This is a genomic window from Flavobacteriales bacterium (assembly GCA_016715895.1).
Taxonomy (GTDB): Bacteria; Bacteroidota; Bacteroidia; order Flavobacteriales_F; family PHOS-HE28; genus PHOS-HE28.
Genome location: JADJXH010000003.1, coordinates 904,209 through 919,290, shown reverse-complemented (window position 1 = coordinate 919,290; position 15,082 = coordinate 904,209). Strand labels below are relative to the sequence as shown.

At 63.9% G+C, this 15,082-nt stretch carries 15 protein-coding genes; 5 read left to right on the top strand and 10 right to left on the bottom strand.

The window, feature by feature from the left end:
- Nucleotides 1–20 precede the first annotated feature (20 nt).
- Nucleotides 21–491: a DUF1801 domain-containing protein gene (locus IPM49_04225; protein MBK9273732.1), complete on the bottom strand. Its 471-nt coding sequence runs from the start codon at nt 489–491 to the stop codon at nt 21–23.
- 30 nt (nt 492–521) lie between these two features.
- On the bottom strand, nt 522–1,670 hold the full coding sequence (locus tag IPM49_04220; GenBank protein ID MBK9273731.1) for a hypothetical protein: 1,149 nt from the start codon (nt 1,668–1,670) through the stop codon (nt 522–524).
- A 226-nt stretch (nt 1,671–1,896) separates the two neighbouring features.
- Between IPM49_04220 and IPM49_04215 the strand changes: the two genes are divergently transcribed.
- Together IPM49_04215 and IPM49_04210 are read left to right on the top strand one after the other, a co-directional pair.
- On the top strand, nt 1,897–2,088 hold the full coding sequence (locus IPM49_04215; GenBank protein MBK9273730.1) for a cold-shock protein: 192 nt from the start codon (nt 1,897–1,899) through the stop codon (nt 2,086–2,088).
- A 161-nt stretch (nt 2,089–2,249) separates the two neighbouring features.
- Entirely contained in the window at nt 2,250–3,140 is an 891-nt protein-coding gene (locus IPM49_04210) for a hypothetical protein (GenBank protein ID MBK9273729.1), read from the top strand.
- 51 nt (nt 3,141–3,191) lie between these two features.
- Here the strand turns inward: IPM49_04210 and IPM49_04205 are convergent, their stop codons facing one another.
- The 5 genes from IPM49_04205 to IPM49_04185 all read right to left on the bottom strand — a co-directional run bounded on the left by IPM49_04205 (nt 3,192) and on the right by IPM49_04185 (nt 9,888).
- Nucleotides 3,192–4,280: an HNH endonuclease gene (locus IPM49_04205; GenBank protein MBK9273728.1), complete on the bottom strand. Its 1,089-nt coding sequence runs from the start codon at nt 4,278–4,280 to the stop codon at nt 3,192–3,194.
- Between the two features lie 58 nt (nt 4,281–4,338).
- Nucleotides 4,339–5,349 carry a transposase gene (locus IPM49_04200; protein ID MBK9273727.1) on the bottom strand — a complete coding sequence of 337 codons (1,011 nt, stop codon included), beginning with the start codon at nt 5,347–5,349 and terminating at the stop codon, nt 4,339–4,341.
- 343 nt (nt 5,350–5,692) lie between these two features.
- Nucleotides 5,693–7,333, bottom strand: coding sequence for an acyl-CoA carboxylase subunit beta (locus IPM49_04195; GenBank protein ID MBK9273726.1), 1,641 nt, complete (start codon nt 7,331–7,333; stop codon nt 5,693–5,695).
- A gap of 281 nt (nt 7,334–7,614) precedes the next feature.
- Complete coding sequence (locus IPM49_04190) at nt 7,615–8,445, bottom strand: cyclase family protein (GenBank protein MBK9273725.1); 831 nt, start codon at nt 8,443–8,445, stop codon at nt 7,615–7,617.
- A gap of 66 nt (nt 8,446–8,511) precedes the next feature.
- Complete coding sequence (locus tag IPM49_04185) at nt 8,512–9,888, bottom strand: gliding motility-associated C-terminal domain-containing protein (protein MBK9273724.1); 1,377 nt, start codon at nt 9,886–9,888, stop codon at nt 8,512–8,514.
- A 142-nt stretch (nt 9,889–10,030) separates the two neighbouring features.
- On the opposite strand from IPM49_04185, the gene IPM49_04180 reads away from it, so the two are divergent.
- Together IPM49_04180 and IPM49_04175 are read left to right on the top strand one after the other, a co-directional pair.
- The gene (locus IPM49_04180; GenBank protein ID MBK9273723.1) at nt 10,031–10,876 is read left to right on the top strand and encodes a hypothetical protein; all 846 of its coding nucleotides are present in this window, start codon (nt 10,031–10,033) and stop codon (nt 10,874–10,876) included.
- Nucleotides 10,877–10,945: 69 nt separating this feature from the next.
- A complete protein-coding gene (locus tag IPM49_04175; GenBank protein ID MBK9273722.1) occupies nt 10,946–11,395 on the top strand; it encodes a hypothetical protein in 450 nt (149 codons plus the stop codon).
- On the opposite strand, the gene IPM49_04170 is transcribed toward IPM49_04175, so the two are convergent.
- The gene (locus tag IPM49_04170) at nt 11,373–11,570 is read right to left on the bottom strand and encodes a hypothetical protein (protein MBK9273721.1); all 198 of its coding nucleotides are present in this window, start codon (nt 11,568–11,570) and stop codon (nt 11,373–11,375) included. The two genes, IPM49_04175 and IPM49_04170, sit on opposite strands and share 23 nt — an antisense overlap.
- 24 nt (nt 11,571–11,594) lie before the next feature.
- Between IPM49_04170 and IPM49_04165 the strand changes: the two genes are divergently transcribed.
- Nucleotides 11,595–12,452, top strand: a complete 858-nt coding sequence (locus IPM49_04165) for a hypothetical protein (GenBank protein MBK9273720.1) — start codon at nt 11,595–11,597, stop codon at nt 12,450–12,452.
- Here IPM49_04165 and IPM49_04160 read toward each other — a convergent pair.
- Together IPM49_04160 and IPM49_04155 are read right to left on the bottom strand one after the other, a co-directional pair.
- Nucleotides 12,439–13,323, bottom strand: coding sequence for an alpha/beta fold hydrolase (locus IPM49_04160; GenBank protein ID MBK9273719.1), 885 nt, complete (start codon nt 13,321–13,323; stop codon nt 12,439–12,441). The two genes, IPM49_04165 and IPM49_04160, sit on opposite strands and share 14 nt — an antisense overlap.
- Nucleotides 13,324–13,470: 147 nt before the next feature.
- A complete protein-coding gene (locus IPM49_04155) occupies nt 13,471–15,054 on the bottom strand; it encodes a hypothetical protein (protein MBK9273718.1) in 1,584 nt (527 codons plus the stop codon).
- Between the last annotated feature and the right edge of the window lie 28 nt (nt 15,055–15,082).

Below are 15,082 nucleotides of genomic sequence, written 5' to 3'. Positions count from 1 at the left end.
CGGATGCCGGTGAAGGCCGCTCAGTGATTCAGCCACCCTGGCAGCGCGGCCGCCTGCTTGATCCAGCTGATCAGCTGCTGCTCGTCCTCGATGCCGCCCTCGCGGATGTCGAGGTAGCGGGCGTTCGGGTCCTTGCTGGGGCCGGGGGGAATGGGCTTCAGCGCCTGCCCTTGGAACCAGGTGATCCGCACGAAGTGCGTGAAGACGTGGGTGGACAGGAACCAGCCCTGGCCTTCCACCCCATAGAAGGGCGAGTTCCACTTCACGGCCTTCCGCAGCCCGGGCACGTGCTGCTCGATCAGGACATCCAGTCGCTCCCCGATCGCGCGCTTCCAGCCGGGCATCGCCGCGATGTAGGCCTGCACCGGCGCATCACCGTCGCCCTTGGGGATCTGCGGGTTGCCGCCGGAGAGGAGCTTGACGGGCGTGGTCGGCGTGTCCGGCTTCGGGGCCGGGGTGGTGGTGCGGGATGTCCTTCGGGTGGCGGCCATGGCGCAAAGATGCCCAACGACCGCTGCTCTTCACGGTTCGGTGGACATCTGCTGCCACTGTCCTTCCCACTGGCCGCCCACGTTGGGGTCGTAGGTGCCGTCGTTCGTGCCGAAGTACTGCCCGTCGCTGTTCACCCAGTAGTTGTTGTAGCCGGCCTCCACTTTGCCCACCTGGCCCGTGTGCGGGTTCAGGGCGTTCTGCTCGCCGCGGATGCCGTCGATGGTGGCCTCCTGCATGCGGTCCATCGTGCTGCTGGTGTTCCGCCAGGTGCTCATGATGGCATCGTTCACGCCGTCCACCCGCTCCCGGTGCGCCCGCTGCTGGGCGTCGAAGGCGGCCTGGTTGCTGCGCATGCGTGCGTTGTGCGCCGCCCAGCTGCGGCCTTCCTTCATCTGCTCGCTCTGCGCGTAGGCCGCGAAGTAGGCGGGGTCGTAGCGCTGCCCGGCGAGCACGTCCACCAGCGTGCCCACTTCCTTCTCGAACCGGTCGGACGTGGTCTCCAGGCGCGTGATGCGGTAGCCCCAGTTGGCCATCTCCGGCCCCATGATCGCGAACCAGTGCAGCACCACGGCCGAGCGCGTGTCACCCTTGCGCCAGGCGCTCACGTTGGCCTGGCACACCTTGCGCGTCTGTCCGATGGAGTAGAGTCCGTCCAGCCCGCGCTGGTCGGCCTGGGCGATGCCCGGGGCCTCCTGCATCCCCACGGGTTCGTACCCCATCTCCCGCATCTTCGGCATCAGGTCCTGCTGCACGATCTGCGCGGCGTCCACCGGTGACCGCAGCTGCACGCCCTGGGCCTGGTAGAACTGGGCCGAAGGGCCCTGGACGAACATGAAGTTGGCGCCTTTCATCTGCTGCACCTTCAGGCCGGGTGAGTTCACGTACCAATCGCCGCCCGGCGTGGTCTTCGGATCCCACCGCGCCGGAAGCTGCGTGTGCAGCATCGGGACGTTGAGGTCGGGGCTGTGGACCGTGTGCACACGCACACCGCCATCGCCCTCCTCCAACGCCGCACCCTCCTCCGTTCCCGTGGACGCAGCGTCCATTCCGGTGAGTGCGGCCACGCGGGCCTCCAGCCCGGACAGGCTTTCGGCATCGTCCGTGACACTGTTCGGGTTGGTGGATCCGCAGGCGGCAAGGAGCAGGGCGAGGAGCGGGAGGGTGGTGGTGTGGTTCATGGTTCCGGGGCTGTTCAGTGGATCATCGGGAAAGGTGGCGGGATGTGAACACCCGGTCCGGTCATCGGGGACATGGCCGCCTCGCTTGCGGCCCGCCGCTGAACTTTATTTTCCGGCGATCGTCGGGTGGGGGCCACAATGGCCGACCTTTGCGCCATCAATGCCCCGGTGGTTTTGCCGGGGATCCACTTGTCCACCGGAAGGTGGACGCATTACCAGTCAGTACATGTCAAGCGGTACAGTGAAGTTCTTCAACACGGAGAAAGGGTTCGGTTTCATCACCCCGGATGAGGGTGGCAAGGACCTCTTCGTGCACAAGACGGGGACGCGCGAGCCCATTCGCGAAGGTGACAAGGTCTCCTTCGACGTGGAGCAGAGCCCCAAGGGCCCCAACGCGGTCAACGTGACCCGCGCCTGAGGTCGACCCTCTCGCAACATCAACGAAGCCCCGGCGATGAGCCGGGGCTTTGTCGTTCATGGGGGTGGGAGGGAGGCGGTCCCGATGAATGCGCGGGTTGCGTGGCTGTGCGATCTTCGGGATGCCGCGCTGTCACCCGATCGGAATGGCGCGTCGGAGACATGGCCGAATTGCCGCAACGTCGAACGATCCGGTGGAAGGGGTACGATTACACCCGCGCGGGTGCGTATTACCTGACCATCTGCACCGATGACCGCCGCCATTGGTTCGAGCACATCGCGGATGGGGTGATGCATCCATCACCCATCGGTGTATTGGCCCGGCAATGTTGGGATGCGATCCCGCAACACACGCCGCATGTGGACATCGGGGAATTCGTAGTGATGCCGAACCACGTCCATGGGATCGTGTTGATACGGGAACGGTTGGTGGACGTGCGGGGGCGTGCGTTGGATGGCGCGACGACCGTGCGATGGGACGGTGCGGTGGAGGTTCCCGTAGGGGCCGATCATGATCGGCCCGATATTTCCACCGATCATGATCGGCCCGATATTTCCACCGATCATGATCGGCCCGATATTTTCACCGATCAGGATCGGCCCGATATTTCCACCGATCACGATCGGCCCGACACCATGCCGGACCACGATACCATGCAATGGCCCGGCACCATGCCGGAACCCGATGCAACGCCGATCTCGGGATCGCCGAATGCCATGAACAATGGACCGGACGATCGCACGGCCAACGCGCCTACCGCACAACGCCGGGCCGATCATGATCGGCCCCTACGGCCACCCACGGACCCGCCCGCACCGACACCGCGCGTTATGCCCATCGTGCCCCATGGTTCGTTGGGACGCATCGTGGCATCGTACAAATCCGCCGTTACACGCCTGGCGTACCGCGATGGGTTGGTGCCGCACGGAACACCCATCTGGCAACGCAACTATTGGGACAGGGTCATCCGCGACGACGGCGAACACGAACGCATCGCCAAATACATCCGGGACAACCCGATGAATTGGAAAGGGGATAGGTTCAATCGGTGAACCATTCTAGGTGCGCACGGATCGCAGATCCGCGGCAGCAGGGGGATCTGGCTATTCGATGCCAACCAATGTTCCTTGTGCAGCGCGATAGGGGTGTTCGTCAAAGAAGCAGCCAATTGCGTAGCAACTTATTGTGATGGTGAGCATCCCGTCCTCTTCAACAATGCTCGTCACTTGACCAATCGGTAACGCCACTTTGTGTCCGCTAAGATGCACTGCCCAAGCTGACATGCTGGTTACCTCGTATGCGTCAAACTCGAATGCCAGTTCAATTCCGTCTCGCCGATAATGTGCTTTGCGAACCTGACCTGGACCTTTGGTTGGCACCTTCTCGCGACTGAAGTAGAATGCAGCCTGCAAGGCAATGAACATTCCGGGCTTCAGCAAGGCCTTAATGTCCGTCTTGTTGAATTTGTCTGTGAGGTCGAGTAGGACCGTGTCGCTGAGGAGACGATCGAACATGTTCGCCGTGTATTGATAGAGGAGATGCCCGTCACCAAAATTGTAAATGTGGTGCTTGTCGTCTGACGGTATGCCAAAGGTGCCAAGGTCATTTATCAACCCTCGCATCATCACGGTGGCCGTAACACCATTGTGTTCAATGCCGATGCCGCGTGCCAAGAACAAATCGAAGATCCGCGCGTGATTAAAGTAGAACCATCTACTCGGATTGGACGCACCAAGTCCGATGATGGTTTGTGTATCCGCCAAACGCACCTGCTCCAGCCAGAGCTTTTTCATTTCGCGGATTCGGTCAATCGTGAGGTTCAGACTCAGTGTTCTTTTGGTGTGGGCTTCGTCGTGATGTTGCAGACATAGTACAACGAGGTTTCCTTCAGAGTGATCTCTCGAATCGTGCCATTCCTCAAGATGATGAACAATCACCGATTTGGTTCTATCACGGCAGACGCAGCAAGTCCAGCGCGATTCATATAGCAGCTGCGCCATTGTCTCCGGTGGAATCGGCGGGCGACTTTCAGCCAGTAGCTCGGTCGCCATTTCAGGTTGTAGGCCCAGGTCGATGAGTTCTGCTTGCGAAAAAAGTTTCAGACTTGCCAGTGTATATCCTCCGCGGACAAGTGAATCTGCTGCATCGCGATCAAGACCGCGAGCCATAAGAGCTTTTGCTGTTTTACTCATCGCATTTGTGCGTTCACAAGATCAAAGGGACTTAGCTACCCGGATTTTGCGTGAGCGATTATTCTATGACGTGTGCAAGGGGTGTTCGTATCTCGTAAGGCACTCCCTTTCGGATCACGGCACAGACGCGGTGGATGAGTTTGTTGCGCATGGCGTTGAAGACAAGCATCTTGTGTTTGCCCTCGGCCACTTTGCGGTCGTAGTAGGCGCGGAACTCACCAGGGAACCGGATGAGCCCGACCACCGAGACATGCAGCAGGGCCTTGAGCGTATGGTTGGCATTGTGCGATACGCGGGTGCGCCCTCTGATGCTGGTGCCTGACCTGTTCTCGAAGGGTGCGCATCCGGCATGGCAAGCTAGCTGTCGCGGTGAGGTGAATCGCGTGAAGCCGTCGGTGAGGGCCAGCAGATGTGAGCCCAGAATGAGCCCAACGCCTTCCACGGACTTCAGCAGTTCGAAGCGCTTGCTCAACTCGGGCTCCGCGTTGATGGTGTCCTCGATCATGCCTTCCAGTTCCTTGATCGCCTTGTCCAGCGCTTTGATCTGTGCCTTATCGAACCAGGTGAACGGCCCGCGCAGGTCCTTGTCCATGAGCTTGTTCATGTCCTTGATCTGCCGCTGGTGCATGGTCTTGCGCATCACGTAGTTCTGGCGCTTGCTCAGGAGCTGCTTGAGCTTGTTCATCTTCAGCTGGTCGGCCGTGAACAACCGCGACTTGTCTTGGAAGCGCCGGGCGTAGTCGGCGATCCTGAGCGCATCCACTCGGTCGCTCTTTCCCCGGGTCATTCCGATGCTCTGCTTGATGTCGTTGGGATGAGCAAGCCAGGTGGGGATCTCCAATTCCACCAACACTTCCAGCAGCGCATGGCCGTAGTAGCCCGTGGGCTCCAGGCACACCAGGTATTCTCCTTTGACCAGTGCGAACTCCTTGGTCCATCGACGCAGTAGTGTCTTCACGCTTCTGGTGGTGTTCTCCACCTTGGTCTCAGCGGTCAGCGTCCCGCGTTCATCCAGCAGGGCCACATCCAGTGTCGCCTTGCTCACGTCGATCCCGATCCAGTGTTTCATGTTCGTTTACTTTTGGGTGACACACGATCCCCTGGGGGAGCGCTGAGCATCGGGTCCTGAACTTGACAACTCTAGTAGGCCGTGAGCCTCACATTCTATCCAAGCCTCAGACCTGAGGGACCGCAGGTACCGATAATCGCTATAGGTCATCACACCTTCGCAGCGGACTGGTTCACCTGTGATCCTGCTCAGCCTCCTTCGGAGGAATTGTTCACTTCGAAGATGCTTCATCTTCCAAGCGTCCAAGTGTAGAGTTGCAGCGGAAAGCCCGCAGCGAGGAACGAGCGAGGACTTGCAGCGGAAAGCGCGACGGCGAGTCTTCGAGCCGGCATGCCCAAACAACCTACGTCTGCAAGACTCCCATGTTGAACTCTCTCGTCGCCGGTGCTTGGCTGGCCGCCTCGATCCCCAAACTGATCCACGTCCTCGTCTCCAGCGGATCAATGATCGCATCCAGCCACAGTCGCGCGGCCGCGTAATAAGGGCTCATGCTCTCCTCGTACTTCGCGCGGATCTTGCCGAGGATCTCGGCCTCGCGCTCCTTGGTGATCTCCTCGCCGCGGCCTTTCAGCGCGGCCACTTCGATCTGCAGCAGCACCTTGGCGGCCTGGTCGCCGCCCATCACGGCCACCTGCGCGCTGGGCCAGCCCACGATGAGGCGGGGGTCGTAGGCTTTGCCGCACATGGCGTAGTTGCCGGCGCCATAGCTGTTGCCCACGATCACGGTGAACTTGGGCACCACGCTGTTGCTCACAGCGTTCACCAGCTTGGCGCCGTCCTTGATGATGCCGCCGTGCTCGCTGCGGCTGCCCACCATGAAGCCGGTGACGTCCTGCAGGAAGACCAGCGGGATGTTCTTCTGGTTGCAGTTGGCGATGAAGCGCGTGGCCTTGTCGGCGCTGTCGCTGTAGATGACGCCGCCGAACTGCATCTCGCCCTTCTTGCTCTTCACCACTTTGCGTTGGTTGGCCACGATGCCCACGGCCCAGCCGTCGATGCGGGCGTAGGCGGTGATGATGCTCTGACCGAAGCCTTCCTTGTACTCAGTGTACTCGCTGTCGTCCACCAGGCGTGCGATCACCTCGCGCATGTCGTAGGGCTTGGCGCGGTCGCTGGGGAGGATGCCGTAGATCTCCTTTGGGTCGGCCTTGGGCGCGGCGGGCTTCTCGCGGCTGAAGCCGGCGTCCTTGGGCTTGCCCAGCTTGTCCATGATGGCGCGGATCTTCTTCAGGCAGTCCGCGTCGTCCTTGCACTTGTAGTCGGTGACCCCGCTGATCTCGCTGTGGGTGGTGGCGCCGCCGAGGGTCTCGTTGTCGATGTCCTCGCCGATGGCGGCCTTCACCAGGTAGCTGCCCGCAAGGAAGATGCTGCCGGTCTTCTCCACGATGAGGGCCTCATCACTCATGATGGGCAGGTAGGCGCCGCCGGCTACGCAGCTGCCCATCACGGCGGCGATCTGCGTGATGCCCATGGAGCTCATCACCGCGTTGTTGCGGAAGATCCGGCCGAAGTGCTCCTTGTCGGGGAAGATCTCGTCCTGCATGGGCAGGTACACGCCGGCGCTGTCCACCAGGTAGATGATGGGCAGGCGGTTCTCGATGGCGATCTCCTGGGCGCGCAGGTTCTTCTTGCCGGTCATGGGGAACCAGGCGCCGGCCTTCACGGTGGCGTCGTTGGCCACCACGATGCACTGGCGCTTGCTCACGTAGCCGATCACCACCACCACACCCGCGCTGGGGGCGCCGCCGTGTTCCTTGTACATGCCGTCGGCCGCAAAGGCGCCGATCTCGATGCGCGGCGCGCCCTTGTCCAGCAGCGCGTCGATGCGCTCGCGGGCGGTCATCTTGCCGTCGGCCTTCAGCTTGGCGATGCGCTTTTCGCCGCCGCCGAGGTACACCTTCTTCAGGCGGCTATGGAGCTCGCTGACGGCGAGTTTGTTCCTGTCCTCGTTCTTGTTGAACTCGATGTCCTGCTTCTCAGCCATGCGTCACAATGCCGTGTTCCGGGATGGTCCGGGGAGGGCTTGGCGAAGGTAGTCCGCAGGGGTGTCCGCAGGGGCTCGCGGGCTCGCCGGGGTTATCCACAGAGATCAGGGATGAAGGAGCGGCTCGCGGGCTCACCGGGGTTATCCACAGATGACGCGGATGTCACAGATGGAATGCCCAGCCCGAGCGGCATTTGCATTTATCTGTGTCATCCCGCAGCGGCGGGACAGGTCCTGCGCCATCTGTGGACGCTTGTATTCAGCGTCCGATCGAGGCGGGATCACTTATCGGCGGGCACGCATGCCACGATCCGCAGCGGCCCGCCCGTGCCGCCCTTGATCTTCATGGGCAGTGCGACAACGAAGGCCCCGTGCGCAGGCACCTGTTCCAGGCTGGCCACGTTCTCGAAGCCGGGGATGTTCGCTTCGAAGAGGAGGCGGTGCGTCATGAAATCCGTGCTCTGTCCGCGGTCGAGGCTTGGGGTGTCCAGCCCGACGGCTTTTGGTTTGCGATGCTCAATGAGCCAGGTGGCCAGAGCAGGGTCAATGCCGGGGAAGTGCAGGTGGGGGATGGCGTCAGCACCTTTCTCCGCTGTGCCGAGGCACTTCGCGCGGTCGTCGTAGTATTTGCCCCAGCCCGTGCGAACGAGCACGATGGCTCCATCGGGGATGCGGCCGTTGGCGCGCTCCCATTCCTCCACCTCAGCGACCGACACGAGGTGATCGGCATCATCGCCCACAGCGCTGGTCACGTCCAACACGCACGCCTTGCCAATGAGTTGGTCCAGTGGCACCTCTTCGCTGGTGTGTTTGCCCTCGGCGAAGTGGACGGGTGCGTCCATGTGCGTTCCGCCATGCTCCGGCGCGCAAATGGAATTGGAGCTGTAGTACCAGCCACCGGGCGTCACGCCTTCGGATTCCACATGCAGTTCGAAGCCTGTGGGGTTGTTGGGCCAATAGATGGTGCTGTCGGAGAAGTCGTGGCTGAGGTCGATCCAGGTGGCCTCGGATAGGAGCGAGGCGGGATCCGGCGCTGCGACACCGGGTTCGGGTCGAGGTGTTGCACACGACAAGGCGAGGAGCACGATCGATGAGGAAAGGAGGTAACGCATGCGTGGAGGTTGAACGGATGCTCAACGAAGATCGCATGCAATGCGCTATTGAGGCGCGGCGTGTGGTCACCGCAACAGGACGAAGTGCCCCATGTACTCCCGGCCATGCGCCCCGATGGATACCCGGCCGCGCCACACGTACACGCCGTCCGGTGCGAGCGTTCCATTGATCATGCCATCCCAGCAGGTGGCTCCTTCGGCGCTGGTGAACACGCGCTGCCCCCAGCGATCGTGGATGGACCAGCTGAGCGCACCATCCCCACAGTGGAATTCCGGGCGAACGACATCGTTGATGCCGTCTGCGTTCGGCGTGAAGGCGTTGGGCAGGTACGGAACGCACGGACAGAGGTCGTAGGTGACCTCCACGCTTGCCGTCGTGCTGCCGCATGGATTCGTGGCGGTGACGGTGTAGGTGCCAGGTGCGCTCACCGTCCGGATCGCCACGCTATCCCCGTCCATCCAGACCACACGGGCACCCGCCGAGGAGGCATCCAGCTCCAGGGAAGCGCCCGGGCACAGGTTCACGCGCTGCGGAAGGTCCAATTCCGGGATCGTGCCACCAGTGATCACGATGGTGTCCGACGCGCTGCAGGGGCCCGAGAACACCCGGACCCAATACGTGCCGGGCCCTCCTGCGACCGTCGTTGGCCCCGTGCCGCCATCGCTCCATAGGTAGGAGGCCCCCGGGATGGTGGCATCCAGAAGAAGCGATGCGCCATCACAGATCAGCGTATCCGGACCCAGATCCACGGAAAGGAACAGCTCCTCCACGGATACATCGTCCACGAGCAGGTAGGCGCTGGTGGTATGCCACACGTTGGTCGCGATCTGCAGCGTCTGCGTGCCCGTGTCGTTCCTGAAGTTCCCGATCGTGAGGTGTGTTTCGCCACCGGAAGCCATGTACGCGCCGCTCACCAGGGTCCATCCCAGGGTATCCGTGATCAGCGTACCGGCCGGATGTTCGACATGCGCGGGGTAGGGGAGCACCGTTCCGTTCGATGCGCCGATGGGGCCGGCGGAGAAGTGCGCACCGATGCCATCGCACGCGTACGGGTGGTCATTCGGCATGTTCACGAAGAACGCGACGCGATAACAGGTACCCGCCACGAGCGGGGCGACCAGCTCCACCTCGGCATACTCCCGCATGTCCGCGATATCCGTGCGCCAGGTATAGAGGCCGATGAATCCCTGTCCGGTCCGTGCGTGTTGGAAGCCACCCGTGGTGCAGTAGGGGACCGATACGTATGAGGCGAGCGGCGCGCAGCCGTGGAAGAGCTCCGGGGTGCCGAGCGTGGGGTTGGTCCACGGTGCTGCGCGATCGAGCTGGCTCGCGAAGCTGGGACAACTGGTGACCTGCTCGAAGCTTGGATTGGGCACCAGGTTCTGCGCGGACCCCGAGCCGCACACCGTCCATAGGAGAAGAGCCAAGGCGGAAGCACGCATCGGTTGAAGGACGGCTCAACCAGCCGGAACGTCCGCTCGCGCGGGGTCGGCGACAGGGAATGGGTCGGATGGTGCAGGGAACGGCCAGGAGGCTCGGTCACCCGAGCGTGGTCGGTGCCGACCCCCGCTACATTCGCGGCGCATGGGTCGCTGGTCGCTTTTCATCTTCCTGTTCGGCCTGTCCCTGGCGCCGGTGTACGCCCAGGACCTCACCGCCCGGGGCCAGTGGTTCCTGTATTGGGGCTATAACCGCGCGGGCTACAGCTGGAGCGATATCCACCTGGAGGGTCCGGGCTACGATGTCACCTTCCGGCACGTGAAGGCGCATGACCGGCCCAGTGAACCCTCCACGGAGTACGTGCTGCCCGGCACCTTCACCACTCCGCAGTACAATTACCGGCTCGGTTATTTCCTGCGGGACCGGTGGAGCCTCTCCCTCGGGTTGGACCACATGAAGTACGTGGTGGACCAGGATCAGATGGTGCGTGTGGACGGCACCGTCGCGCCGGATCGATCGGACGCCTACGCCATGGACCACGACAGCCGCATGGTGACCCTGGGTCCGGACCTGCTGAAATACGAACACACCGACGGCCTCAACCTGCTGTGCGTGGATGTGGACCACTACGACGCCCTCTGGCGGGCGGCGAACGGGAGGCACGGGTTGCATGTCTTCGAGGGGCTCCACGCCGGTGCGCTCATCCCCCGCAGCGATGTGCGCATCTTCGGTGAAGGGGTGAACAACGTGTTCCACCTGGCGGGTTTCGGGGTGGGGGCGCAGGCGGGGCTGCATCTGGTCCTGTGGAAGCATCTGCTGGTGCGGACCACCGGCAGGGCGGGGTGGGTGGAGCTGCCGGACGTGCTCACCACCGGGGAGGCGGGCGAGCGGGCGAGCCAGCACTTTTGGTTCTGGCAGGCCAACCTCACCGTGGGGGCCCAGTTCGCCCTGGGTGGGCGCAAGGCGGACCATCCATCGGCCGCTCCCTGATCCAGCGATGTGGCGCGCGGCGGTCCGGCCGAAGAGGACACGCTACTTTCGCGCACCACGAACACGAGCATGAAGCGCACGATCCTTCCCCTGGCCTTGGGCCTTGGCCTCTTGACCCTCCATTCCTGCGGCGGTTCCGGTGGCGGGGCCGAAGAGCTCCCTGCATTGGATACGGCACATTGGGGGCGGGCGGATTGCTCCATCCTGAAGGGTGGGCTGACCTTCCATCTCGACTATCAACTGGGCGGCCAACACCAGGGCAGCGATGTGGTGACCATGACCGGTGACGGGGTGGACTGCTCGGCCTGTGCGACCGAAGGGCTCACCCTGGGAGAGGTCGGCTGTGACGAGCTGGCGCCCGGGCATTTGACGATCAAGGCGGTGAAGAGCGATGAGAAGGGGAATTCGAGGGCGTGGAAGGGCGAGGTGATCAACGGTGTCTACAGCGGCGACATGAACGTTTCGAGGGCCGACGGCACGTTCACCCAGTACCGGTTCACCGGTCGCGCGGAGAAGTAGCCTCGGTCATCGCCGCCAGCAAGAGCGCAGGGGCCTCCTCGTAGAGGAAGTGGCCCGCATCGGGGACGGTGACGACCGCGGCGTGAAGGTGGGCGATCCCCGGAGTGCGGCGGGCCGTCGGTCCCGTGGCGTCCCGGCAGCTGCAGGGCAACCGGTGGGCTGGGGCTTCGTCCATTCATCACCGATCTCATCGCTCCCGATGCTGCGCCTCCTGCTGCTGCTCCTGCTGGTGATCGTGGCCGGGTCCCAGGTCCGGCCGCAGGCCCCCTGCGCAACCAGCTTCACCGGCCATCCGTTCGGCACCTGCACCGTGGGTGATATCGCCCTCTCCGGCTGCCCGACCGGCTTCGACTCCATCGTGTGGTCCACCGGGTATCAGGGCATGTGGGCCCAAGGACTGCCCGTGGGGGATCATTCCTATCAGGTCTACGACAACGGGTCGGTCGTGGCTGCCGATACGTTGCCCGTGGTGCAGCTGGCGTGGTCGATGCAGAGCGTGAACATGCAACCGATGGGCGGTGGCCACACCATCTCCGGATGGGTCGAGGTTCCCCGGTGCAACACCTCCGCGTTCAACGCCCCCTGCTGCATCCCCGACCCGGCGCTCACCTATGTCCGCTTGGTGCAGGATGGCACGACGGAGATCACCACGTCACCCTGCGTGAACTGCGACCTGGTGAGCTGTTCGGGAACGACCTTCCTGTTCCACAACGTGCCGCCCGGCCATTCCTACCAGGTGCGCTTGTACGACCTGTCGTGCGGGTCCATCCTGACGGATACGAACACCTTCTTCGTGCCGCTGGCGACCGGTATCGCGGACGATGCGTTCGATGCGGACCCGGCAACGCTCATCACCACCGCGGCGGACGAACTCGTTCTGCCCCTGGGTGAAGGGCCCTTCGATGAAGTGGTCTTCTTCGACGCCCTGGGCCGCCGAGCGGAGCTGCCCCGAACGGCCCCCGGACGCTACTCGGTGCGCGGGTTGTCGCCGGGCATCCACATCGTGCGCGTGCATCGTGCCGGGCGGTTCCGCACCCATCGGTTCATGCGCTGGTGACGCGGTTGCCGCGCAGGGTGTCGATCAGCACATCAGGGGCCTCCTCGTGGAGGAAGTGGCCCGCATCGGGGACGGTGACGACCGCCGCGTGCGGCAGGGCGATCCGCCATCGCTCCAGCAGGTCCGGAGGGAAGAAGCGGTCCTTCATTCCCCAACCCAGCAGGGTGGGGGTGTTGCGCAGGCGCTCCACCCTGCTCCATTGCGCCTGCCAGAACGGGCCCGCGTTCGCGATCTCCTGCACACAGGCGAAGGTGGCCGTGCGTGCGGCCGGATCGGGCAAGGCGTTCTTGAAGTGTGCGTGGATCCCTTGGGTCAACTTGGACCTGTCGCCATAGCCGCCGGGCATCATCACCTTCACGCTGAAGCCGAAATGCAGGTAGAGCAAGCGGCCGAACCCGGTGTGCATGAGGGCGCTGGGCCGGCTGAAGCGCCGGTCCGGCATCAGGTCCCACATCCACGTGTTGTACAGCACGATGCGCTTCACGTTCGACGGGTGTTCGAGCGCATGTTGCAGGCCGATGCCGCCGCCGAAGTCCGTCACCACCAGGGTGAGGTCCTTCAACCCCAGATGGTCGATGAGGTCCTGCAGGCGTCGGGCATGCGCGGCCACGGTGAAGTCCGCCTGCACCGGCTTGTCGCTGAGGCCGAAGCCGAGATGGTCCGGTGCGATGCACCGATGCGTGCTGCGGAGCGCCGCGATGAGGTGCCGGAAGCCGAAGCTCCAGTCGGGGGTGCCGTGCACGAAGAGGATCACCGGGCCGTGGCCCTCATCCACAAGGTGCATCCGCCCGTCGGGGTGGTGGAAGGTGCGGGGCGTGAAGGGAAAGGCGATGCGGTCGACCCAGGCGGGGAGCGCGATGTCCGTGGCCATGCGGCGAAGGTCATGGGCGTACGCCTGGCGTACACTTGACCGGGATCAAGAACGGATGGCACGGCCAGCCTCCGGTCCGCCGTTGCACACCCGATCGATCACGCTCATCCGCGGCTGGAAGCCGTGGCGGTCCGCGAAGGCCTGGTGCTAGGGCCCGGCGCCGAGGAGGTCTTCCACGAGTTCGGCCATACGATCATCCGTGGGGCGGTCTTCCGCCGGGAGCAGATGGACCAGGTCGCCCTGCAGTGCGCCGATGCGCCGGATGCGCGGGTCCAGGGTCCTCAGCTCGGACCAACGCTCCTCCGCTCCTCCGATCACGAGCAGGGTCCTGTGGACCGCCTGGCCCTGTTCGGTGCGTTGCCAATGGCGGCGCTCATAGCCGTGGACATAGGTCGGTGGCAGCTCGGGGACGAGCGTGGGGTGGAGATAGGCCCGGAACTGCGCCCAGACCCGGGTGCCCAACCGGATCGGCACCACGATCAGGTCCACGTCGTGGGTCGTGCACAGCCTCCCCAGCTCGGCCGCGTCCTGCTCCAGTTCGGTGACCGGGAGAACCGAGACCCATTTGGTCTGCGCCGCCACCTGTTCGGCACCCACCCGGTCGACCACGGCGGCCTTATGGACAATGGCGCTCACGGAGGCCGCCAGGGCGATGAGGACCAGGGACCGACGCGGCCCACGGGCCGGTGCCGAAAGGCCCAGGATCCAAGCGACGAGCAAGGGCACGGCCAGGAACATGCGGGAGAGCGGGAAGAACACGGAGTCCCATCCGTCCTGGACCTTGGGCAGGGAAAGGGAGGCCACGATGCCTGCTGTGGTCATCAGGACCACTGCGGATAGGACGCGGTCCCCACGGCGGAACGCCAGGATCGAAAAGGCGATGAGGCCCGGAAGCAGCACGCCCTCAGCGCCCCAGAGGAGCGGGAACGTCCACTGCAGATGCTCGTTCATCCGCCCCAGGCTGCGCAGCATCGCGCCTCCATCGACGCTCCAGCCCATGTTGCCCAGGCGATGCACGATGGCATCGCCATGCCCAGTGCACCACGCCTGGCTGGCCAGGTGCAGTGCGATCGCGGGCAACAGGCCGACGAGGAGACCCAAGCCTCCCACCATCCCCGGCCTCCGGTTCAGGACGAACAACATCACATAGGGCAGGGCGAAGACCAGCGCGTTGGGGTTGAGGTATCCGGCGAGACCCACGGAGACCCCGATGAGCAGCGCTCCCCGGAATGTCCCGCCGGACCGTTGTGCCCAGGGCAGGAACGCCAACGGGGCCAAACCGGTCACGAAGCCCCGAGGTATGGTCGTCATCATGCCGAATTCCACAGGAAGGAGCACCGGTGTGAGGGCGAAGCCGAGCGCGGGCCAGGCCTGGCCGCGCGCATGGTGGTACAGGGCGAACGACCAGAACGGCAGCAGGAAGAGCGCGGAGGATATGGCGGGAAGCGACCAGGACAGGGGTGCCCCGACCCAGATCCCCGGGGCGGCGAGCAGGGCCTCGAACATGGGCCCGTAATCCTGCCCGTAGTAATAGGGCCAGCGGAAGATCCCATGGGCGTAGTCGACCGCGCCAGCCCACTGGATGGCATCGTCGGTGCTGACGTAGCGCGCGCCGAACTGAACGACCAGGATGACCCTGTCCACCAGACCGAGCACCAGAAATGGCCAGGGTCCGGCGTTCAGGGCGCGGTCCAATACCTGGATAAGCTGGTTCCGGAACGGTCGCCCCATGGTGCGTGCGCAGGTCCTGCGGGTGCCC

What these genes read in the sequence shown, in the direction of transcription:
- IPM49_04225 (MBK9273732.1), bottom strand. Translation starts at nt 491, where the DNA reads ATGGCCGCCACCCGAAGGACATCCCGCACCACCACCCCGGCCCCGAAG.
- IPM49_04220 (MBK9273731.1), bottom strand. Translation starts at nt 1,670, where the DNA reads ATGAACCACACCACCACCCTCCCGCTCCTCGCCCTGCTCCTTGCCGCC.
- IPM49_04215 (MBK9273730.1), top strand. Translation starts at nt 1,897, where the DNA reads ATGTCAAGCGGTACAGTGAAGTTCTTCAACACGGAGAAAGGGTTCGGT.
- IPM49_04210 (MBK9273729.1), top strand. Translation starts at nt 2,250, where the DNA reads ATGGCCGAATTGCCGCAACGTCGAACGATCCGGTGGAAGGGGTACGAT.
- IPM49_04205 (MBK9273728.1), bottom strand. Translation starts at nt 4,280, where the DNA reads ATGAGTAAAACAGCAAAAGCTCTTATGGCTCGCGGTCTTGATCGCGAT.
- IPM49_04200 (MBK9273727.1), bottom strand. Translation starts at nt 5,349, where the DNA reads ATGAAACACTGGATCGGGATCGACGTGAGCAAGGCGACACTGGATGTG.
- IPM49_04195 (MBK9273726.1), bottom strand. Translation starts at nt 7,333, where the DNA reads ATGGCTGAGAAGCAGGACATCGAGTTCAACAAGAACGAGGACAGGAAC.
- IPM49_04190 (MBK9273725.1), bottom strand. Translation starts at nt 8,445, where the DNA reads ATGCGTTACCTCCTTTCCTCATCGATCGTGCTCCTCGCCTTGTCGTGT.
- IPM49_04185 (MBK9273724.1), bottom strand. Translation starts at nt 9,888, where the DNA reads ATGCGTGCTTCCGCCTTGGCTCTTCTCCTATGGACGGTGTGCGGCTCG.
- IPM49_04180 (MBK9273723.1), top strand. Translation starts at nt 10,031, where the DNA reads ATGGGTCGCTGGTCGCTTTTCATCTTCCTGTTCGGCCTGTCCCTGGCG.
- IPM49_04175 (MBK9273722.1), top strand. Translation starts at nt 10,946, where the DNA reads ATGAAGCGCACGATCCTTCCCCTGGCCTTGGGCCTTGGCCTCTTGACC.
- IPM49_04170 (MBK9273721.1), bottom strand. Translation starts at nt 11,570, where the DNA reads ATGGACGAAGCCCCAGCCCACCGGTTGCCCTGCAGCTGCCGGGACGCC.
- IPM49_04165 (MBK9273720.1), top strand. Translation starts at nt 11,595, where the DNA reads ATGCTGCGCCTCCTGCTGCTGCTCCTGCTGGTGATCGTGGCCGGGTCC.
- IPM49_04160 (MBK9273719.1), bottom strand. Translation starts at nt 13,323, where the DNA reads ATGGCCACGGACATCGCGCTCCCCGCCTGGGTCGACCGCATCGCCTTT.
- IPM49_04155 (MBK9273718.1), bottom strand. Translation starts at nt 15,054, where the DNA reads ATGGGGCGACCGTTCCGGAACCAGCTTATCCAGGTATTGGACCGCGCC.